The organism is Agrobacterium sp. 16-172Ci (assembly GCF_053522725.1).
Genome location: NZ_JBNWBW010000031.1, coordinates 46329 through 66578 on the forward strand (window position 1 = coordinate 46329; position 20250 = coordinate 66578).

Genomic DNA, 20250 nt, shown 5'->3' on the forward strand with positions numbered 1-20250 from the left:
ATGACGATATCCAAGGGCCGCAAACACACGGAAAGCCTCGAGCCCCATTGGGTGGAATGGCTGACGGGCGCCATCTGCACGCTCCTTGTCGCCGCCATGCTGGGGTGGATCGGCTATGACATCTATCGCTACAGGCCGGAGGATGCCCGCTTCGAAATCGCCGTTACCGGCGTGGAGGCGCAGGCCGGGCAATACCGGGTGCGGTTCGACATCCGCAACCTGTCCATGACGACGGCGGCGCAGGTGCAGGTGCGCGGCGACCTGCAGCAAAACGGCGCAACGCTGGAGAGCGCCGATGTGACGTTCGATTACGTCGCCTCGGAGTCTCGCGATACCGGCACGCTTTTCTTCCGCAACGATCCCCGCAGCGCAACGCTCACCATCAATGTCGCCGGCTATACCGAGCCGTGACACTTTCAGGATGATTTCATGCCGACATCGGAACTGACGAAAGAACGCGACCTCAGGGATTCAAAGCCTGTGTGGGCGGATACACCGCGCATTGGCGTCCGCAGCAGCCACACGCCGGAGGCGGACCATTACGACACGATCGTCGTCGGCGCCGGTATCAGTGGCGCGCTGGTGTCCCACGCCCTGCAACGGACAGGTCAATCCATGTTGATCGTCGACCGGCGCGAACCGGTCATGGGCAGCAGCGTCGCCAGCACCGCGATGATCCAGCACGAAATCGACACGCCGCTGACGCAGCTTCGAAAGATGATCGGCAGGCACGCGGCTGACAGGGCATGGCAGCGTTCCGCCCGCGCCGTCCTGCGGCTGGAGGAAATCGTTTCTTCGCTCGGCATTTCCTGCAGCATGAGGCGCAAACAGGCCCTTTATCTGGCTGGAGACGAAATGGGATCGCGCGCATTGAAGGCCGAAGCAGAAGCCCGCAAAGAAGCGGGCATCGAGGCCCGCCTCCTCAACGCCGCGGAACTGAGAGAGCAATACGGCTTGCACCGGACCGGGGCCATCCTCAGCGATATTTCGGCCTCCGCCAATCCCGCACAGCTGACGGCCGGCCTGCTGCGCCACACGGCGGGCGCCGGCGCCGAAATTGTTTCCCAGCTTGAGATCACCGATCTCAGGAACCTCGGCGACGAGGTTGTCCTTGCCACCGCCGACGGCAAAATCCTTTCAGCGCGCAATGTCGTTTTCTGCACCGGCTATGAATTCCTGAAAGTGCTGGAGAGCCCGAAACACCAGATCATTTCCACCTGGGCGCTGGCGAGCCGAAAGGGGCTCGACCTACCCGACTGGCTGGAGAACCATATCGTCTGGGAGGCCTCCGATCCCTATCTCTACCTGCGCACCGACCGGGAGGGGCGGATGATCGCCGGAGGCGAGGACGAGGAAAACCCCACCGCATACCAGTCGGAGCGCAAGCTCGCCGCCAAGGCGGAGACGATCTGCCGCAAGATCGAAAAGCTTCTCGGCATCGACATGGGAAAGCCGGAATATCGCTGGGCGGCGGCCTTCGGCACGACCACCACCGGCCTGCCGCTGATTGGCGCGTTGCCCGGCATGAACAACGTCTATGCCGTGATGGGTTTCAGCGGCAACGGCATCACCTTCAGCCAGATCGCCGCTGAAATCGTGGCCGCCGCCATCAATGGCGGCAAGGACCCCGACGCCGATCTTTTCCGCTTCGGCTGATGTCGTTCATTCCTCCTTGATGCCCGCCGCCACCTGTAAGCGGCGCAGCGTCCACAGGACGACAATGCCCATTCCCGAAGCAAGAAGAGCAAGCGGCCACATGCCAAGGCCGGCCGAGAGGCCGATTGCCGCCGAAAGCCACATGCTGGCGCCCGTCGTCAGGCCTTTGACATCGCCTCTGGTATAAACGACCACACCCGCGGCGAGAAAGGCGATGCCCGCCGTCACGGCCTCCACCAGCCGGATAGGATCGAGCCGCGCGGCCTCATGGCCTTCCGCCATCGTCTCCATCATGTGAATGGTGATAACGCAGAAGGTGACGGCGGCAAGGCCGATCAGCATGTTGGTGCGCAGGCCGGCGGTGTTCTTGTGAAACTCACGTTCCAGACCGATCAGGCCGCACAGGATGACTGCGCCGAACACACGCACCAGCAGCACCTCGAAGGGGATGGAAATATTCATGGAAAATTCTTCTGCAAGGCTCTGGGGCACTGTCGCGTCTCCTCCCGAAATTTCTTCACACTAAGTTCGCAAAGGCGTGTTGGTTCCGCGCGGCAATATAAACGTTGCGCGCAACCGAGCCGGAACCATGGGCGCCGCAAAGGGTTTGTCTCCCGTGCGCATGGGCGCACGTCATGCATTTTCACACATGGGAGAAGGAACAATGGCCGAGAAGAAACTCGACGACCTGTTTTACGATACGCTGAAGGATATCTACTACGCCGAAAGGCAGATCCTGAAAGCCCTGCCGAAAATGGCGCGGGCGGCGACCGATCCGAAGCTGAAACAGGCTTTTGAAAAACATAAGGAAGAAACCCAGGGGCACGTCGAGCGCCTGCAGGAGGTGTTCGAGATCATCGGTAAGCGGGCGCAGGGCAAGACCTGCGAAGCCATTCAGGGCATCATCGCCGAGGGCGAGGAAATCATGGAGGACTTCAAGGGCACGCCCGCCCTCGACGCCGGCCTGGTTTCCTCGGCGCAGGCGGTCGAGCACTATGAGATCGCCCGTTACGGCACGCTGAAGGCATGGGCGGAAAAGCTGGGCCACACGAAAGCAGTTTCACTGCTGGATGCCACGCTCAAGGAAGAAGCGAAAACCGATGATGCGCTGACCGCGCTTGCCAAAACGTCGGTTAACGCCGCCGCGGAGAAAAAAGCGGCTTGATACCCCTCTTGGCAACAAAAACCGGAATGGTCGCCCATTCCGGTTTTTTTGTATCTTGAAACCTGCAGAGATTACGGCAGGGTATAGGCGATCACATAGTCGCCCGGTTTGGTTCCGACGGAGCCGTGGCCACCCGCAACCATCACCACATATTGCTTGCCGCCATCCAGCGCATAGGTCATCGGCGTGGCCTGACCGCCGGCCGGCAGGCGCGCTTCCCAAAGCTGCCTGCCGGTGGTCAGATCATAGGCGCGAAGATAGTTGTCAACGGCAGCACCGAGGAAAGCGACGCCGCCCTTGGTGATCATCGGCCCGCCAATGCCCGGCACACCCACCTTGAAGGGCAGCGGCAGCGGCGTCATGTCATGGACCGTGCCGTTCTTGTGCTTGTAAGCGATATCGCCGGTGCGCAGATCAGCACCCGCGACATAACCCCATGGCGGGGCCTGGCAGGGAATCTGCAACGGACCGAGGAACGGACCCATGAACACGCCATAGGGTGCGCCGTCATTGCGGTTGAGGCCCTGTTCGCTACCCTTTTCGTCCTGACCCTTCGGCGGAATGTCGGCGCGCGGTACGAGCTGCGAGGTGAAGGCGAGATAGGTCGGCATGCCGAACATTACCTGACGCTCGGGATCGACCGCCACGCTGCCCCAATTGAAGGTGCCGAAATTGCCGGGATAGATGATCGATCCGGTCAGCGAAGGCGGCGTGTAGCGACCCTTGTAGTTCAGCTGATGGAAGCGGATGCGGCAGGCGAGCTGATCGAACATGGAGACGCCCCACATGTCCTTTTCCTGCAATGGCTCCGGCTTGAAGGACAGGGCCGTCGTCGGCTGCGTCGGGGAGGTGAAGTCCTCCGGTATGGCGCCGCCCGGTGCAGGTTCTTCGGTGATCGGCAGAAGCGGCTCGCCGGTGCGCCGGTCGAGAACGTAGATATCGCCCTGCTTGGTGGGGCCGACGAGAGCCGGCACGGTCTGGCCGTCCTTGGTGATGTCAAGCAGCACCGGCTGGGCCGGCACGTCCATGTCCCAGAGATCGTGATGAACCGTCTGGCGCACCCAGCGATCCTTGCCGGTGTTTACATCCAGCGCAACGATGGAGGAGGAATATTTCTCCACATTCTCGCTGCGGCCCATGCCGAGCTGATCCGGCACCTGATTACCGAGCGGGATATAAACGAGGCCGAGGCCTTCATCGTAACTGAAGACCGACCAGCTGTTGGGCGAATTGGTGGTGTAGGTTTCACCCGCCGCAATCGGTTCGGTTTTCGCCGGGTTGCCGGAATCCCAGTTCCAGACGAGCGCGCCGCTGTTCACATCGAAAGCGCGGATGACGCCGGACTGTTCCTGCGTGGAATAGTTGTCGTTCACCGCGCCGCCGATGATGATCTTGCCCGCCACGATGACGGGCGGCGAGGTCGAATAATAATAACCGGCGGGATTGTATTTCATGCCCTGCTCAAGATGCAGCACACCTTGATCGGCAAAGGACGTGCAGACCTGACCGGTGGCGGCGTCAAGCGCGATCAGCCGCGCATCCGAGGTCGGCAGGTAGACGCGCTCGGCGCAGGCCGTGCCCTGCGTGGCATTCGGCTCGGCATAATAGGAAACGCCGCGGCATGTCTGGTGCTGGCGATCCGGATTGAGACCGACATTGGGGTCGTATTTCCACTTTTCCTTGCCGGTGGCGGCATCGATGGCGATCGCCCAATTATGCGGCGTGCAGATATAAAGCGTGTTCCCGATCTTCAGCGGCGTCACCTGATAGGTGGTTTCCCCCACATCATCGGGCAGCTTCACATCGCCCGTCTGGTAACGCCAGGCTTCCTTGAGCTGCGAGACATTGTCGACATTGACCTGGGTGAGCGGCGAATAACGCTGGCCATAGGGCGTGCGGCCATATTGATGCCAGTCACCGTCAGGTACATTGCCGCCATAGGCGGGCGTGGCCGAGGCCGTTTCCTGAGGCAGGGAACCTGCCGTATCGTGCGGATCCTGCGCCATGGAATATCCGGCCACGACGATGGAGGCGAGGACGGACAGCGCGAGCGGCCAGGCATTCGGCCCGTAGCTAAGCCCGGTCGGACTCGAAAAACCGAGCGGCTTTCTTACCCAGGGAACCAGAAGCCAGAGGCCGATGAGAATGATGACGCCGCCGCGCGGGCCAAGCTGCCACCAGTCGAAGCCGACTTCCCATATGGCCCAGGCGAGCGTCGCGACAATGAAGACGGCATAGACGTGAAGGGCTGCACGATTGCGCTTGAACAGCAGAACGGCCGTCAACAGAAACGCCAGTCCGGAAAGCACGTAATAGAAGCTCCCGCCCAGCATGACGAGCTGAGAGCCGAAACCGAACAGCGCAAGACCGATCAGTGTGAGAACAACTGCAGTGACGGTGACTGCCATGAATGAAACCCCCGATTCCTGTCACTTTGCGTGAAATGAAATCGGGCGCGATCTGGTTCCATGAAAATCATCATCATCGCGAAAAAACTTCACGCCATGGTGGTCACGGGTTTTGGGGCGCGCCGGTCGAATCCTGCGGCGTGGGATTTCTCTCTGTCGATGACGGCGGCTGGGGGCGGCCATTCGCCGGATTGTTGTCGAAGCTTCCGGATCCCGACGGCTGCTGCGGCACGGGCGCAGTCTCGGTCTGCGGGTTCTGCGGCAGGTTCTCGTCGGGTTCGAAAACCGAATATTCGACAACGGCCCAAACCACCAATGCAAGAAGGACGCTGACGATCAGAATGACAAGCACGGGACGTCCGCGCGATCCCTGCCGCGCGCGCGTTGCCGTTTCGCTTTTCGGCGCGTCCCGACCGTGGAGATAGCTGGTATTTTCTCTGGCCATGTCTTTCACTCCCTGTAACCCTGTTGATCTAATCATTGGGGTCCGGGTTTTGTTCCAGACGCGGAAAAGGATTAGGTTCAAGCCCATTCCAGCGGCCTGCGTATCGAAGCGCCAGCGCAGCGTCGGATATGCGAAGATTATTTCGCGGTCCAGCCGCCATCGATCGAGATGGTGGTGCCGGTGATGGAGCGGGCCATATCGCCCGCGAGATAAAGCGCCATTTCCGCCACTTCTTCCGGTTGCACGAACCGCCTTGTCGGCTGCGGCGCAAGCATCACCTTCTTCACCACATCCTCCTCGCTCATGCCATGCACGCGCGCCTGATCGGCCACCTGGGCGGCGACGAGCGGCGTCCAGACATAACCGGGGCAGATGGCGTTGCAGGTGATGCCAAGTTCGGCCACTTCCAGCGCCACGCTTTTCGTCAACCCCACCACCGCATGTTTGGTCGCGACATAAGGCCCCTTGAAGGGCGAGGCGCGCAGGCCATGCGCGGAAGCGATGTTGACGATGCGGCCCCAGCCCCTTTCCTTCATGCCCGGCAGGGCCGCATGGATGGTGTGAAACGCGCTGTCGAGCGAGATGGCGACGATGCGGGAGAAATCGGCGAAATCGAACTCGTCGATCGGCGCGACCTTCTGGATGCCGGCATTGTTGACGAGCACGTCGATATGACCGAATTCGGCGATGACGGTCTCCGGCAGATGCGCGCTTTCATCATAATTGGCGAGATTGGCGGCAAAATAGACCGGCCTGTGCCGCGCCACCTTCGCGACCGCCTCCAGCGCCTGCGTCGCCTCCTCCGCCGTCTCTATGCCATGCACCCCGACCAGATACCCCGCCTCGGCGAATCGCTTGGCGATGGCAAGCCCGATGCCGCTGGTGGAACCCGTGACGAGCACGGTTTTCGGTTGATCCTCCATCGGCCTAGTCCTTCAGCTGCGGCAGGTTGCGGAAAAGTTCAAGCGCTTCGGGATTGGCGAGCGCATCGGCATTCTTCACCGGCCGGCCATGAATGGTGTCGCGCACCGCGATTTCGGAAATCTTGCCGGAACGGGTGCGGGGAATGGCGCTGACGGCAATGATCCTTGCCGGCACATGCCGCGGCGTGGCGCCTGAACGGATGCGGCTGCGGATGGTCTTTTCCAGCTCTTCCGTCAGCGCTGCGCCGCCCTTCATGCGCAGGAAGAGGATGACCCGCTGGTCGCCGTCGATATCCTGCCCGACGGCAATGGCCTCTTCGACTTCGGGCACGGTTTCCACCTGGCGGTAGATTTCCGCAGTCCCGATGCGCACCCCGCCGGGATTGAGCGTCGTATCCGAACGCCCATGGATGACATAGCCGCCGGAGGGGCGCATTTCGGCGAAATCGCCATGCGCCCAGATGCCGGGGAACCGGTCGAAATAGGCGGCCTGATAGCGCGAACCGTCCTCATCGCCCCAGAACTTCACCGGCATGGACAGATGCGCATTGCGGCAGACGAGTTCGCCGGCGACGCCGCGAACGGAACGGCCCTCATCGTCCAGCGTGTCGATATCCATGCCCAGCATCGCACCCTGCAATTCACCGCGATGCACCGGCTGCAAAGGGTTGCCGCCAAGGAAACAGGCGCAGATATCCGTGCCGCCGGAAATGGAGGCGAGGTGCACATCGGCCTTCCAGTCGCGATAGATATAATCGAAGGATTGCGGGATGAGCGGCGAGCCGGTGGAAAGAATTGTCCGCAGCGATGAAAGATCGTGGCTTTCACGCGGCTTCAGCCCGGCCTTCAGGCAGGCGTCGATAAACTTCGCCGACGTGCCGAAAGTGGCGATCCGTTCGGCGTCGATGAGGTCGATTAGCCGCGCAGGGTTGGGATAACCGGGATTGCCGTCATAGGTTACCAGAGTAGCGCCGAGCGCCAGACCGGAGACCTGCCAGTTCCACATCATCCAGCCGCAGGTGGTGAAATAGAAGAAGCGTTCCCCTTCCTGAATATCGCATTGCAGCTTCAGCTCCTTCATGTGCTGAAGAAGCAGACCGCCGCCGGAATGGGTGATGCATTTCGGCTTGCCGGTGGTGCCGGACGAATAAAGGATCGCCAGCGGCGCCTTGACGGGCATACGGTTGAACGCAATCTCGCCCGCCGTATAAGGCGCGACGAAATCCGTAAGCGTCACGCAGCCGAGATCGGCAAGGTTTTCGGGCACGGCGTCGCCGATCAGCACGATCTTCTCAGGCGTCGCACTTTCCGCCACGGCGCGGATGGTCGGGCCGACATCGATGCGTTTGCCGGCATAACCATATTCCGGCACGGCGATGAGGATTTTCGGACCTATCTGCGACAGGCGGTCGGAGGCGCCCGCCGGCCCGAAATCCGGCGAGCAGGAAGACCAGATCGCGCCGATGGCGCTCGCGGCCAGATAGCAGACAATCGCCTCAATATCATGGGTGACGATGGCCCCGACGCGGTCGCCTTCGCTCACACCGGCATCAGCAAGCGCCTGCACCATGCGGGACACCTCGTCGTAAAGCTCTCTGCGGCTAATTCCACGCCGTGTGCCATCGTCGCGATGGGCGATGATGGCCAGCCGCGCGTCGGCATCGCGCAGCAGGTTTTCAGCATAGTTGAGCCGGGCACCGGGATAAAACTCAACATCTCGGATCGTCGCACCGGCTTTGAATGCCGTTTCTCCACGTGTGCCGATAATGCCGAGCTCATCCCACAGAGCATCGTAAAAGGCGTCCGGCGCATCGATGGACCAGCGCAACAGGCCGGCATAATCATCGGCGGCCACCCCGTGCAGTTTTGCAGTTTTCTCTGCGAAGGAAAAAAGCGCCGAGCGCGCCAGCCTTTCCCTCGGCGGCACCCACAAAATATCGGAAGGCGCGGCGTCCGTCATGCTTCGCTCCCGCGCAGCATTTCGACAATGGCGGAGAAATCACGTCCGCCGCTCCCCTCATCGACGAAGTTCTCGTAAAGCGCCGCCGCCGCCGCACCGAGCGGGGTGGAAGCCCCGGCTCCATTGGCGGCCTCCTGCGAAAGCTTCAGATCCTTCAGCATCAGGGCCGCCGCAAATCCGGGCTGGTAATCCTTGTTGGCGGGCGATGTCGGCACCGGTCCCGGCACCGGGCAATAGGTGGTGAGCGACCAGCATTGCCCGGAAGAGGTGGAGGCGACGTCGAACAGCGCCTGATGCGAGAGGCCGAGTTTTTCGCCCAGAACAAAAGCTTCCGAAACGGCGATCATGGAAATGCCGAGGATCATGTTGTTGCAGATTTTGGCCGCCTGGCCGTTACCGCCCTTGCCGCAATGCACGATCTTCTTGCCCATCGCCTCCAGCACCGGCTTTGCCGCAGAGAAGGCCGCAGCCTCGCCGCCGCACATGAAGGTCAGGGTGCCGGCGGCAGCCCCGCCCGTTCCGCCCGATACGGGCGCATCGACCGAGGGGCAACCGGCGGAAGCGGCCAGATCATGCGCCTTAAGTGCGCTTTCCATATCCACCGTCGAGCAGTCGATGAGAAGCGTTCCGGCAGGGATTTTCCGAACCAGATCGCCATAGACCGAAACGACATGTTCGCCCTTCGGCAGCATGGTGATGATGACGTCAGCGGCTTCGATAGCCTCGGCAGAACCCGCAGCAACGGGAACACCGGCCTCTCTCGCCGCCGCGCGGCAGGCTTCGGAAAGATCGTGACCCCTGACGGCATATCCGGCCTTGACGAGATTGGCGGCCATGGGCAGGCCCATATGTCCCAGCCCGATAAAAGCGACGGTCTTCATCGGAGCGCTCCTTTCAGCGATTGTCCGCAAGGATCATGTCGGCGGCCTTTTCGGCAATCATGATCGTCGGGGAATTGGTATTTCCGGATGTGATGCGCGGCATCACCGACGCATCGGCGACGCGCAGCCCGGCGAGCCGGCGGAATTTCAGCCGCGCATCGACCACGCTTTCCCTATCCGACCCCATGCGCAGCGTGCCGACAGGGTGGAAGATGGTGGTGCCGATATCGCCCGCCGCCTTGGCAAGATCATTATCGTTTTCGAAGGAGGGACCCGGCTTGTATTCCTGCGGCTTGAAGCGCGCGAAGGCCGGTTGGGCGACGATGCGGCGCGTGAGCCGCATGGCGTCGATGGCCACCTGGCGGTCGCCTTCGGTGGAAAGATAGTTCGGGCGGATTTCCGGCTGCATGGCGAAATCCGGTCCTTTCACATGCACTGTGCCCCGGCTTTCCGGCCGCAGATTGCAGACACTTGCGGTAATGGCCGGAAAAGTGTGAACCGGATCGCCGAACTTGTCGAGCGAAACCGGCTGGACATGATATTCCAGATCGGCGGTTTCCTTTTCCGGCGAGGAACGGGTGAAGACACCGAGCTGGCTCGGCGCCATGGACATCGGCCCGGAGCGCGTCAGCGCATATTCGAGGCCGATCCGCGCCTTGCCGAACAGGGTGGAGGCCCTTTCATTCAGCGTCAGGACGCCAGAGACCTTGTAGACCATGCGCAATTGCAGATGATCCTGCAGGTTCTCGCCCACACCCTGAACCTCGGCCACCGTGTCGATACCGGCCGCCTGCAACACATCGCCACGGCCGACACCGGAAAGCTCCAGAATATGCGGCGAGCCGATGGCACCGGCGGACAGCACCGTCTCACGCCGCGCCCGCATCTTTTTCAGGACGCCGTCATGGTGGAACTCCACCCCCGTAACATGGCCTTCTTCGATGATGAGACGCTTGACATGGGCCTTGGTCAGAACCGTCAGGTTCTTGCGACCAAGCGCCCGCTTCAGAAATGCCTTGGCCGTATTCCAGCGCCAGCCGGAGCGCTGGTTCACATCGAAATAACCGGCCCCCTCATTGTCGCCCCGGTTGAAATCGTCGGTTGCGGGAATGCCCGCTTCGCCCGCCGCCTTCTGGAAAGCATCCAGCACATCCCAGCGCACGCGCGCCTTTTCCACGCGCCACTCGCCGCCGGCGGAGTGCAGATCGCTTTTTCCCCGATAAAAGTCTTCCGATTTCAGGAAATAGGGCAGGATGTCGTTCCACCCCCAGCCCTCGCAGCCGAGTTGACGCCAGACGTCGTAGTCCCGCGCCTGGCCGCGCATATAGATCATGCCGTTGATGGAGGAGCAGCCGCCAAGCACCTTTCCGCGCGGATAGATCAGCGAGCGGCCGTTCAGCCCCGGCTCTTCCGCCGTCTTGAAACACCAGTCGGTGCGCGGATTGTTGATGCAATAGAGATAACCGACTGGAATATGGATCCAGTGGTAATTGTCGTTGCCGCCCGCTTCCAGCAGCAGCACGCGGTTGTTCGGATCTTTCGAAAGGCGGTTGGCGAGAACGCATCCGGCACTCCCCGCTCCGATGACGATATAGTCATATTCGCCCATGCTCTTCTCCACGCGCCGCCCTTGCCGCGTCGTCCCGGACGCGGAGGAGGCCTTTCCTGTGTTCTCAAAAACGCCTAGCTGCGGTGCTGAAAGCCGAGTTTTCTCCCGAGCCGCGACGCGTAAAATTCGCCGATCAAACCGCGCCGGAACACCAGAACGCAGGCCATGAAGACGAGGCCGGTGATGATGGTGACCGGGAAATCGGACGTCGCGAGATAGTTCTGCAGGGTGACGACGAGACCCGCACCGAAGATCGGCCCAATCATGGTGCCGATACCGCCGAGCAGCGTCATCAGGATCACTTCGCCCGACATCTGCCAGGTGACGTCGGTGAGCGTCGCAAACTGGAAGACCAGCGCTTTGAGGCCACCCGCAAGACCGGCCAGCGTCGCCGACATGACGAAAGCACCGAGCTTGTAGCGCTGGACGCTATAGCCCAGCGAAATAGCGCGCTGCTCGTTTTCGCGGATCGATTTCAGGATCATGCCGAAGGGCGAGTTGACGAAACGCCAGATGACCAGAAGTGCGAGCACAAAGGCGACAAGCACCGTGTAATAGATGTTGAGTGGCGCATTGAGGTCGAGAAGGCCGAAGAGATGGCCGCGCGGCACGCCCTGCAAGCCATCTTCACCATGGGTGAACGGCGCCTGAAGGCAGAAGAAATAAAACATCTGCGACAGCGCGAGCGTAATCATGGCGAAATAGATGCCCTGGCGGCGAATGGCGAAGAAGCCGATGACGAGACCGAGCAGCGCCGCCCCCGCCATGCCGATGACAAGGCCGATTTCCGGCGTCACGCCCCATTCCTTCACCGAATAGGCGGTGAAATAGGCGGCACCGCCGAAAAACGCCGCATGGCCGAAGGAGAGCAGCCCGGTGTAACCGATCAGGAGGTTGAAGGCACAGGCAAACAGCGCGAAGCACAGCAGCTTCATCAGAAAGATCGGATAAACGAACATCGGCGCGGCGATGAGGACGGCAAGCCCCGCGAGAATAAGCACGGTCTTGATGGTGCCGGCAGTCGTCGAAACCTCGGTCTGCGGCATTGCTCCGGCGGTGGGGCTATGGGTGGCTTTGGACATATCAGGCGTCCTTTCCGAAAAGTCCGGCGGGGCGGATGAGCAGCACAAAGGCCATGATGACGAAGATGACGATGTTGGAGGCTTCCGGGTAGAACACCTTGGTGAGGCCCTCTGCGACGCCCAGCATGTAACCGGTGACGATGGCGCCCATGATCGACCCCATGCCGCCGACCACGACCACGGCGAAGACGACGATGATGAGGTTCGTGCCCATCAGCGGCGAGACCTGATAGATCGGCGCGGCGAGAACCCCGGTGAAACCGGCAAGGCCGGCACCCAGCGCGTAGGTCAGCGTCAGGAGAACAGGCACGTTGATGCCGAAAGCCTGCACCAGCGTCGGGTTTTCCGTCGCAGCGCGCAGATAGGAGCCAAGCCGGGTCTTTTCGATCAACGCCCAGGTGGCGATGCAGACGATGAGCGAAATGACGACGACGAAAGCGCGGTAATTCGGCAGGAACATGAAGCCGAGATTGGTGCCGCCGGCAAGCTGCGGCGGAACCGAATAGGGCTGACCAGCAGCGCCATAAAGCCAGCGGAACGTGCCTTCCACCACCAGCGCGAGACCGAAGGTGAAGAGTAGCCCGTAAAGCGGATCGAGATCGTAAAGCCGCGACAGCAGGAAGCGTTCGACAATCGCACCGAACAGCGCCACGACGAAAGGTGTGACGATGAGCGCCACCCAGAAATTGATGCCGAAATATTGCAGGCCGAGGAAGGCGACGAAAGCGCCGAGCATATATTGCGCGCCATGGGCAAAATTGATGACGCGCAGCAGGCCGAAAATGACGGCAAGGCCAAGCGACAGCAGCGCATAAAACGACCCGTTGATAAGGCCCACCAGCAATTGCCCGAGCAGTGCCTGAATTGGAACGCCGAAGATCATCGTCATCGTTAAACCCCCAGCACCTTGTTGAGCTCGCCCATGCGGCCGGAAAGCTCGCTGACCGGAAAATTGCTGACCATCTGGCCGTGATCCATCAGGTAGAAACGGTCGGCGATACGGCTGGCAAAACGGAAATTCTGTTCGACCAGAACAACGGTCATGCCGCGGCTCTTCAGCTTTTGCAGCACCTCGCCGATGCGCTGCACGATGACCGGGGCAAGCCCTTCGGTCGGTTCGTCAAGCAGCAGCACCTTCACCCCGGTGCGCAGGATGCGCGCCATGGCCAGCATCTGCTGCTCGCCGCCGGAAAGCTTGGTGCCGGGGCTGGTGCGGCGTTCGTAAAGATTGGGAAACAGCTCGTATATTTCATCGAGCGTCATGCCGCCGGATGCGACGACGGGCGGCAGCTTCAGGTTCTCCTCGACGCTCAGCGTCGCGAAGATGCCGCGCTCTTCCGGCACGAAACCAAGGCCGTATTTCGCCGTGCGATGCAGCGGCACCGGCATCAGATCCTTGCCGCCCAGCTTGATGACGCCCTTGCGGTTTCGGATGATGCCCATGATAGTGCGCAGCGTCGTGGTCTTGCCCACACCGTTGCGGCCGAGAATGGTGATGGTTTCGCCCTCGCCGACCGTCAGATCGACACCGTGCAGCGCCTGGCTTTCGCCATACCAGGATTTCAGATTGGAGACTTCGAGCATTGCCGCCATATCAAGCCTCCTCCGTGCCCATATAGGCCGTGCGCACGCGCGGATCGGCGGCAACGGCGGCATAATCGCCCTCCGCCAGAATTTCACCGCGTTGCAAGACCGTGACGTGGTGGCAGATATCGGCCACGACTTTCAGATTATGTTCGACCATCAGCACCGCGCGTGTCTTTGCCACCTCGCGGATGAGTTCGGCGACGTGGGCGACATCCTCGCCGCCCATGCCGGCCATCGGTTCATCCAGCAGCAGAACCTTCGGATCGAGCGCCAGCGTGGTGGCGATTTCGAGAACCCGCTTGCGGCCGTAGGAAAGATCGGCCGCAAGCGCATGTTTTTCCCTGGTCAGGCCGACCATGGCGATCAGCTCCTCGGCGCGGGCGTTCAGCCTGTCGAGCGAGGAGAGCGGCAGCCAGAACTGCGTGGCGAGGCTGTTCGGCCGCTGCAACGCCACCCGCACGTTTTCCAGAACCGTCAGATGCGGAAACACCGCCGATATCTGGAAAGACCTGACGAGGCCGAGACGCGCCACCTTGTCCGGCGGCGTCCTTGTTATGTCCGTTCCCATGAAGGTGATCGCCCCGCCTGTCGGCTGGAGAAACTTGGTCAACAGGTTGAAGACCGTTGTTTTGCCGGCACCGTTCGGACCGATAAGCGCATGCACGCGGGCATGGTGGACGTCGAGATCGACGTTTTTCACGGCCGCGAATGCGCCGAAGGTCTTGGAGAGACCGCGCGCCGAAAGAACGACGCGAGGTTCGGCCTGCCCGGCAAGGGCGGGAGCGATCGTCATCAAGCTTTCCCCTTTTTATTCTTCTTTACTGCGTTACCAGCGGGCAACCGCTTTTTGCGGGGTCCATGAAGGCTTCCTTGCCGGGGATGGTGGCAAGTACCTTGTAATAATCCCACGGCTGCTTGCTTTCGTCCGGCTTCTTCACTTCCATGAGATACATGTCGTGGATCATGCGGCCATTGGCGGCCACATGGCCATCCTTCGAGAACACATCGTTGACAGGCATTTCCTTCATGGCCTTGGCGACGGCATCGGCATCATCAGTGCCGGCCTTTTCGATGGCTTTCAGATAGTGCAGCACGGCGGAATAGGTGCCGGCATGCACCATGTTCGGCATGGCGCCGGTGCGTTCCTTGAAACGCTCGCCGAATTTGCGCGATTCATCGTCGCGGTCCCAATAAAAACCTTCCGTCAGCGTCAGCCCTTGAGCCGCCTCAAGACCGAGGCCATGGACTTCGGCGAGCGTGAAGAGGAGAGCGGCAAGCCGCTGACCGCCGGCGACGATGCCGAATTCAGCCGCCTGCTTGATGGCGTTGGAGGTGTCGAGACCGGCATTGGCAAGACCGATGACCTTCGCGCCCGAGGACTGCGCCTGCAGCAGGAAGGAGGAATAGTCCGTCGTGGCAAGCGGATGGCGCACGGAACCCAGAACCTTACCGCCATTGGACTTGACGAAATTCGACGTGTTTTCTTCCAGCGAATAACCGAAGGCATAGTCGGCGGTCAAGAAGAACCAGCTGTCGCCGCCCTGCTTGACGAGCGCGCCGCCGGTGCCGACCGCCAGCGAATAGGTGTCATAGGCCCAATGGAAACCATAGGGGCTGCACTGCTTGCCGGTCAGCTCGGTGGTCGCCGCACCCGTATTGATGGTGATCTTCTTCTTGTCCTTGGACAGCGCCTGCACGGCAAGGCCGACCGACGACGAGGTCAGTTCCATGATCGAATCGACCTGTTCGGTATCGTACCATTGGCGGGCGATATTGGAGGCGACGTCCGCCTTGTTCTGGTGGTCGGCGGTCACCACTTCCACCGGCGCATCGAGCACCTTGCCGCCGAAATCCTCGACCGCCATCTTCGCGGCTTCATAAGAGTATTTGCCGCCGAAATTGGCGTAGACGCCCGACTGGTCGTTCAAGATGCCGATCTTGACCTTGCCGTCCGAAATCTCGGCGGCATAAGCGGCGGTGCCAGCGGCCAGCGCCATGGCCGTGGATAAAACGATACTCTTACGCATGACTTCTCCTCCCAGAGATGATTGCGAGCCTCAGATGGGTCTGTGCAACGGTGAACGAAACCGCCTGCGGGCTTCCATGCCATTGCACCTGAACGGTCACACCGCCCTCCTCAAAGCGATGCATCCTGAGCCTAGACTTCTCGAATTCGGCCGTTGACACAAGAGCGGGGCATCATCAAATTGCGAACAGGAACTGTTCATTTTTGAACAGAACTCTTGATGGGAGACAAATATGGCTACCCCTTTCACCTGGGACGACCTGCAATATTTTCTGGCCGTGGCCCGCACCGGACAGCTCTCATCGGCAGCCCGAAGCCTGCGCACCAGCCACGCCACCGTCTCCCGCCATATCGACCGGCTGGAATTCTCGCTTAAAACCAAGCTGTTCGAGCGAAACCCGCGCGGTTATGAACTGACAACCGTCGGGCGGCGGCTGGTGGATACGGTCGAGCGTATCGAGGCGGAAGCCGAAAGGCTGCAATCGGATATTTCCGAAAGCGGCAGCCTGCTGCGCGGCGTGGTGCGCCTTAGCGCGCCTGAAGGTTTTTCCAATTTTTTCTTCGTGGAAAGGCTGAAAGACTTCGCCATCACGCATCCCCACATCATGGTGGAAATGGTGACGATCCAGCAGATCATGGCGCTTTCCAGAAAGGAGGCGGATGTGGCCGTCACGCTCGACCCACCGAAAGCCGGTCCCTATATCAACGAACAGATCATCGATTATACGCTGCATATCTATGCCTCGCGTTCCTATCTCGCCGGACGGCCGAGAATCACCAAGCGCGAGGACCTGCTCGATCACTTCTTCATCGGTTACGTACAGGACCTGATCTTCTCACCCGGCCTTGATTATATGCGCGATGTGCTGCCCGGCCTGCGTCCGGGCTTTCAGTCCTCGAGTATTTTCGCGCAGCTGACTGCCACGCTGAGCGGCCGGGGCCTATGCATCCTGCCGAATTTCATCGCCGCGCGCTTTCCGGATTTGCAGATGGTGCTTGCCGGCGAAGTGGAACTGCGGCGCGGCTACTGGCTGACGAGCCATCAGGACCTTGCCAATGTGCCGCGTGTGCGCTCGCTGATGGACTTCATTCTCACCACGGCGCGCGCGCATGAAAAACTCTTCATCCTCGACCGCCGGATGATGGTCTGAACAGCCATCGTTCACATTTCGGCGACACCCTGTCTACGCGCGGCCGGTTGGAGGATGCGCGTGCCAGCCTATATGACTGACAACAACGAAGCCGGTTTGTGAAGACCGGCATCCTCCGACATCTGGAAGGTCATCATGAAAAAGATCGGATTCCTGTCCTTCGGCCACTGGACGCCCTCGCCCCAGTCGCAAACCCGCTCGGCTGCGGACACGCTGCTGCAATCGATAGACCTCGCCGTGGCCGCGGAAGAACTCGGCGCCGACGGCGCTTATTTCCGCGTGCACCATTTCGCCCGCCAGCTTGCCTCGCCCTTTCCGCTGCTGGCTGCCGTCGGCGCGCGCACGAAAAAGATCGAGATCGGCACCGGCGTCATCGACATGCGTTATGAAAACCCGTTCTACATGGCGGAGGACGCCGGTTCGGCCGACCTTATCGCCGGCGGACGCCTGCAGCTCGGCATCAGCCGCGGTTCGCCGGAGCAGGTGATCGATGGCTGGCGTTATTTCGGTTACCGTCCGGCCGAGGGCCAGAGCGAAGAAGACATGGCGCGTCAGCACACCGAAGTCTTTCTCGAACTTTTGAAGGGTGAAGGTTTCGCTGAACCGAATCCGCGCCCGATGTTCCCCAACCCGCCCGGCCTTTTGCGGTTGGAGCCGCATTCCGAAGGGCTGCGCGAGCGCATCTGGTGGGGTTCGAGCTCCAATGCAACGGCGGTGTGGGCGGCAAAGCTCGGCATGAACCTGCAAAGCTCCACACTGAAAACGGACGAAACGGGCGAGCCTTTCCATGTCCAGCAGGCGCAGCAGATCCGCACCTTCCGGGAAGCATGGAAGGAAGCAGGCCACACCCGCGAGCCGCGTGTGTCGGTCAGCCGCAGCATCTTCGCCCTCGTCAACGACCGCGACCGGTCCTATTTCGGTTACGGCAACGAAGGCGATGACAAGATCGGTTATATCGACGACAAGACGCGCGCGATCTTCGGGCGCAGCTATGCCGCCGAGCCGGAAAAACTGATCGAACAGCTGAAAGCCGATGAAGCCATCGCCGAGGCTGACACGCTGCTCCTGACCGTACCGAACCAGCTGGGCGTCGATTACAACGCCCATGTGATCGAGACGATCCTGAAGCAGGTGGCGCCGGCTCTCGGCTGGCGCTAAATTTGGAAAAATTGCATCATCCACACTCCGTCATGCCGGATCTAGTCCGGCTTGACGGAGGACGTGTTTTCCCTCCCTTAAAATCCGGGCTGTATACCGCTGCTCATTTGACCGCCTTGCCGTAACGGGCGAAACTTTCCGCCAGCGGCGTCGTGCTGGCGCCGGGGCGCTCCGGACGTTTGTAGACACCGTCCCGCACATGGATCGGCTCTTCGAAGTGATCCTTGATCCAGGGAATATATTCGAGAATGGTCGAAGCCGGGTGCCAGTAGCTCAGATGCACATGCACCTGGCTCATCTCGCCGGCATGCGGCACCACGGGCAGGCGATGGGCGAGCGCGAGATCGGCAACCTGAATATATTCGGTGATGCCGCCAAGCCGGGTCACATCAGGCTGGACATAGGCAACCGCACCGGCATCGATGAATGAGCGGAACGCATCCACCGTGTAAAGCTGCTCCCCGAGCGCAATCGGAATGGACGTATTGCGCGCCAGCCGTGCATGGCTCGTCACATCGTCATACCAGAGAGGCTCCTCGAACCAGTAAATGTCCAGATCTTTCGCCGCCGCGCAGAAACGCTGGCATGTGGGCAAATCCCACTTGCCGTTGCCATCGATGGCGATGCGGATGGACGAACCGGCACGCTTGCGGACGGCTGCAAGGCGGGCAATGTCGATATTCGGATCGTCATGCCCGACCTTGATCTTCAGCCGGGTAAACCCATCCTCCTCCACCGCCCTTGCGCTGCCCGCCAGCAAATCTTCCAGCGTGAAGGAAAGCCAGCCAATATCGGTATTATAGGCTTCCACGGCCGCCGTGCGCGCGCCGCCGAGATAGTGCCAGAGCGGCACGCCCGCCTTTTTCGCCTTTAGGTCCCAGAGCGCAACGTCAACTGCGGCGAGCGCCAGATGGGTGATGCCCGCCCTGCCGACCCATTGCAGCGCCGGATAACGGGCCAGTTTCGTCCACAGCCTCGAATGGTCAGACGCATTCTCCCCCACCAGCAAGGGCGCGTAACAATCGCTGATGCAGGATGTGATAAGCCTGTCCGACGGCAGATGCGCGTGGGTGCCGGTGAAACCATAGCCCTCAAGGCCATCGCTGGTGGTGATCTTTGCACCGACGACGCCCCAATGGGTGATGCTGTGGGTGGAATCGGAAATGGACTCCGATGTCAGCGGCAGGTGCAGGATGAAAGGTTCGACAGCGGTAATTTTCATGATCGGTCATTCCTCGATTGCTGATTGCTTGCGGGGAGGAATAGACGCCGCGTCCCCGCGACCACGGGCCGCGAAGATGGCTTTAGGGAAATTGCCAGACCGCCCTCCTCCAGCAGCCGGCTTCCGATGACGGATAGAGCTAAAGGAAAACCGGCTTTTGTAAAATAAAAAATTTTTTATTTTTAATATTCAGCCATTGCCAGCCCTTCTAAGCTGGGCAATGATGCCGCCATGAACTCGCTGGTCAAAGTCACGCTCGCCGAACAGGCGCATCAGGAACTGCGCGCACGCATCGTCAGCGGCAGATTGCGCGGCGGCGAACGCCTGCTGCCCAATGAGCTTGCCGCCGATCTCGGCATCAGCCCCACGCCGGTGAAGGAAGCCTGCCTGAAACTCGAGGCCGATGGGCTGGTGGTCAATTCCTCCCGGCGCGGCATGGTTGTGCGCGATTTCACCGTGGAGGATGTGGAGGAACTTTACGCCGCCAGAATGCTGCTTGAAAAAGGCGCGGTGGAAGTGGCCTTCGACGCCGGGCAACTGGATGGAGCGCTGCACGCGGAACTTCTGGAAAGCCTTGCGAAACATCGTAAATTCGCCAAAGGCTCGACGCTCGACGAATTGTCGAAAGCGCTTTTGTACGACCGCAGCTTCCATACGACCCTTGTGTCGGCGGCGCGCATTCCGGTCATTTCCGGCTCGCATGAGCGCATTCTCGACCAGACCCACACGGTTTTCGTCTCGATCCTCGGCGACTACGCCCGCTCGGTCGAAGAGCACCAGAATATCGCCGATGCCATCGCCGCCGGCAGCAAGGCCCAGATCGTCGATGCCCTGTGGCGGCATCTCGAGCGCAGCCGCCAGAATACGCTGCGCCAGGTCCGGCTGCTCAAAGAGGCCGGCGCCTGATCATTCCGCATATAGGGGAGGAACCGACATGATGCGCCACAAGCCGGACGCCGCAATGAGAGCGGCGCGAG

At 60.9% G+C, this 20250-nt stretch carries 19 protein-coding genes; 6 read left to right on the forward strand and 13 right to left on the reverse strand.

What is annotated here, in order from left to right:
• Complete coding sequence (locus tag ACQZ40_RS22425) at positions 1-411, forward strand: TIGR02588 family protein (protein ID WP_125146711.1); 411 nt, start codon at positions 1-3, stop codon at positions 409-411.
• 18 nt (positions 412-429) lie between these two features.
• Entirely contained in the window at positions 430-1656 is a 1227-nt protein-coding gene (locus ACQZ40_RS22430; protein WP_448748670.1) for an NAD(P)/FAD-dependent oxidoreductase, read from the forward strand.
• 6 nt (positions 1657-1662) lie between these two features.
• Here ACQZ40_RS22430 and ACQZ40_RS22435 read toward each other — a convergent pair whose 3' ends face one another.
• Positions 1663-2148: an MgtC/SapB family protein gene (locus tag ACQZ40_RS22435; RefSeq protein WP_065657330.1), complete on the reverse strand. Its 486-nt coding sequence runs from the start codon at positions 2146-2148 to the stop codon at positions 1663-1665.
• A 172-nt stretch (positions 2149-2320) separates the two neighbouring features.
• On the opposite strand from ACQZ40_RS22435, the gene ACQZ40_RS22440 reads away from it, so the two are divergent.
• A complete protein-coding gene (locus tag ACQZ40_RS22440) occupies positions 2321-2821 on the forward strand; it encodes a YciE/YciF ferroxidase family protein (protein ID WP_065657331.1) in 501 nt (166 codons plus the stop codon).
• Between the two features lie 71 nt (positions 2822-2892).
• On the opposite strand, the gene ACQZ40_RS22445 is transcribed toward ACQZ40_RS22440, so the two are convergent.
• The 11 genes from ACQZ40_RS22445 to ACQZ40_RS22495 form a co-directional block, all read right to left on the reverse strand.
• Positions 2893-5229 carry a glucose/quinate/shikimate family membrane-bound PQQ-dependent dehydrogenase gene (locus tag ACQZ40_RS22445; RefSeq protein ID WP_338808527.1) on the reverse strand — a complete coding sequence of 779 codons (2337 nt, stop codon included), beginning with the start codon at positions 5227-5229 and terminating at the stop codon, positions 2893-2895.
• 103 nt (positions 5230-5332) lie between these two features.
• Positions 5333-5674: a hypothetical protein gene (locus ACQZ40_RS22450; protein ID WP_448748671.1), complete on the reverse strand. Its 342-nt coding sequence runs from the start codon at positions 5672-5674 to the stop codon at positions 5333-5335.
• Between the two features lie 137 nt (positions 5675-5811).
• A complete protein-coding gene (locus ACQZ40_RS22455) occupies positions 5812-6597 on the reverse strand; it encodes a 3-hydroxybutyrate dehydrogenase (RefSeq protein WP_149743923.1) in 786 nt (261 codons plus the stop codon).
• A 4-nt stretch (positions 6598-6601) separates the two neighbouring features.
• On the reverse strand, positions 6602-8557 hold the full coding sequence (locus tag ACQZ40_RS22460; protein ID WP_448748672.1) for an acetoacetate--CoA ligase: 1956 nt from the start codon (positions 8555-8557) through the stop codon (positions 6602-6604).
• Positions 8554-9438, reverse strand: a complete 885-nt coding sequence (gene mmsB, locus ACQZ40_RS22465) for a 3-hydroxyisobutyrate dehydrogenase (protein ID WP_448748673.1) — start codon at positions 9436-9438, stop codon at positions 8554-8556. Before mmsB ends, ACQZ40_RS22460 begins: the two co-directional genes overlap by 4 nt.
• Positions 9439-9451: 13 nt before the next feature.
• Entirely contained in the window at positions 9452-11047 is a 1596-nt protein-coding gene (locus ACQZ40_RS22470) for a GMC family oxidoreductase (protein ID WP_448748674.1), read from the reverse strand.
• A gap of 74 nt (positions 11048-11121) precedes the next feature.
• A complete protein-coding gene (locus ACQZ40_RS22475; protein WP_065657338.1) occupies positions 11122-12129 on the reverse strand; it encodes a branched-chain amino acid ABC transporter permease in 1008 nt (335 codons plus the stop codon).
• A 1-nt stretch (position 12130) separates the two neighbouring features.
• Entirely contained in the window at positions 12131-13018 is an 888-nt protein-coding gene (locus ACQZ40_RS22480) for a branched-chain amino acid ABC transporter permease (protein ID WP_065657339.1), read from the reverse strand.
• A gap of 2 nt (positions 13019-13020) precedes the next feature.
• Complete coding sequence (locus ACQZ40_RS22485) at positions 13021-13722, reverse strand: ABC transporter ATP-binding protein (protein ID WP_065657340.1); 702 nt, start codon at positions 13720-13722, stop codon at positions 13021-13023.
• 1 nt (position 13723) lies between these two features.
• Entirely contained in the window at positions 13724-14509 is a 786-nt protein-coding gene (locus tag ACQZ40_RS22490; RefSeq protein ID WP_003522494.1) for an ABC transporter ATP-binding protein, read from the reverse strand.
• A gap of 25 nt (positions 14510-14534) precedes the next feature.
• The gene (locus tag ACQZ40_RS22495) at positions 14535-15743 is read right to left on the reverse strand and encodes an ABC transporter substrate-binding protein (protein WP_080857693.1); all 1209 of its coding nucleotides are present in this window, start codon (positions 15741-15743) and stop codon (positions 14535-14537) included.
• Between the two features lie 232 nt (positions 15744-15975).
• Here ACQZ40_RS22495 and ACQZ40_RS22500 point away from each other — a divergent pair, with 232 nt between their 5' ends.
• Complete coding sequence (locus ACQZ40_RS22500; RefSeq protein WP_065657343.1) at positions 15976-16893, forward strand: LysR family transcriptional regulator; 918 nt, start codon at positions 15976-15978, stop codon at positions 16891-16893.
• Positions 16894-17028: 135 nt separating this feature from the next.
• Positions 17029-18051, forward strand: a complete 1023-nt coding sequence (locus ACQZ40_RS22505; protein ID WP_003522491.1) for an LLM class flavin-dependent oxidoreductase — start codon at positions 17029-17031, stop codon at positions 18049-18051.
• A gap of 103 nt (positions 18052-18154) precedes the next feature.
• On the opposite strand, the gene ACQZ40_RS22510 is transcribed toward ACQZ40_RS22505, so the two are convergent.
• On the reverse strand, positions 18155-19273 hold the full coding sequence (locus tag ACQZ40_RS22510; RefSeq protein WP_448748675.1) for a mandelate racemase/muconate lactonizing enzyme family protein: 1119 nt from the start codon (positions 19271-19273) through the stop codon (positions 18155-18157).
• Positions 19274-19504: 231 nt separating this feature from the next.
• On the opposite strand from ACQZ40_RS22510, the gene ACQZ40_RS22515 reads away from it, so the two are divergent.
• A complete protein-coding gene (locus tag ACQZ40_RS22515) occupies positions 19505-20179 on the forward strand; it encodes a GntR family transcriptional regulator (RefSeq protein ID WP_448748676.1) in 675 nt (224 codons plus the stop codon).
• The last annotated feature ends 71 nt before the right edge of the window (positions 20180-20250 follow it).

Excerpts from the sequence above, each read along its gene's own strand:
- ACQZ40_RS22480 (WP_065657339.1), bottom strand. The coding sequence starts at position 13,018 with ATGACGATGATCTTCGGCGTTCCAATTCAGGCACTGCTCGGGCAATTG.
- ACQZ40_RS22510 (WP_448748675.1), bottom strand. The coding sequence starts at position 19,273 with ATGAAAATTACCGCTGTCGAACCTTTCATCCTGCACCTGCCGCTGACA.
- ACQZ40_RS22425 (WP_125146711.1), top strand. The coding sequence starts at position 1 with ATGACGATATCCAAGGGCCGCAAACACACGGAAAGCCTCGAGCCCCAT.
- ACQZ40_RS22440 (WP_065657331.1), top strand. The coding sequence starts at position 2,321 with ATGGCCGAGAAGAAACTCGACGACCTGTTTTACGATACGCTGAAGGAT.
- ACQZ40_RS22455 (WP_149743923.1), bottom strand. The coding sequence starts at position 6,597 with ATGGAGGATCAACCGAAAACCGTGCTCGTCACGGGTTCCACCAGCGGC.
- ACQZ40_RS22445 (WP_338808527.1), bottom strand. The coding sequence starts at position 5,229 with ATGGCAGTCACCGTCACTGCAGTTGTTCTCACACTGATCGGTCTTGCG.
- ACQZ40_RS22505 (WP_003522491.1), top strand. The coding sequence starts at position 17,029 with ATGAAAAAGATCGGATTCCTGTCCTTCGGCCACTGGACGCCCTCGCCC.
- ACQZ40_RS22490 (WP_003522494.1), bottom strand. The coding sequence starts at position 14,509 with ATGACGATCGCTCCCGCCCTTGCCGGGCAGGCCGAACCTCGCGTCGTT.
- ACQZ40_RS22500 (WP_065657343.1), top strand. The coding sequence starts at position 15,976 with ATGGCTACCCCTTTCACCTGGGACGACCTGCAATATTTTCTGGCCGTG.
- ACQZ40_RS22470 (WP_448748674.1), bottom strand. The coding sequence starts at position 11,047 with ATGGGCGAATATGACTATATCGTCATCGGAGCGGGGAGTGCCGGATGC.
- ACQZ40_RS22450 (WP_448748671.1), bottom strand. The coding sequence starts at position 5,674 with ATGGCCAGAGAAAATACCAGCTATCTCCACGGTCGGGACGCGCCGAAA.
- mmsB (WP_448748673.1), bottom strand. The coding sequence starts at position 9,438 with ATGAAGACCGTCGCTTTTATCGGGCTGGGACATATGGGCCTGCCCATG.
- ACQZ40_RS22460 (WP_448748672.1), bottom strand. The coding sequence starts at position 8,557 with ATGACGGACGCCGCGCCTTCCGATATTTTGTGGGTGCCGCCGAGGGAA.
- ACQZ40_RS22495 (WP_080857693.1), bottom strand. The coding sequence starts at position 15,743 with ATGCGTAAGAGTATCGTTTTATCCACGGCCATGGCGCTGGCCGCTGGC.
- ACQZ40_RS22475 (WP_065657338.1), bottom strand. The coding sequence starts at position 12,129 with ATGTCCAAAGCCACCCATAGCCCCACCGCCGGAGCAATGCCGCAGACC.
- ACQZ40_RS22430 (WP_448748670.1), top strand. The coding sequence starts at position 430 with ATGCCGACATCGGAACTGACGAAAGAACGCGACCTCAGGGATTCAAAG.
- ACQZ40_RS22515 (WP_448748676.1), top strand. The coding sequence starts at position 19,505 with ATGAACTCGCTGGTCAAAGTCACGCTCGCCGAACAGGCGCATCAGGAA.
- ACQZ40_RS22485 (WP_065657340.1), bottom strand. The coding sequence starts at position 13,722 with ATGGCGGCAATGCTCGAAGTCTCCAATCTGAAATCCTGGTATGGCGAA.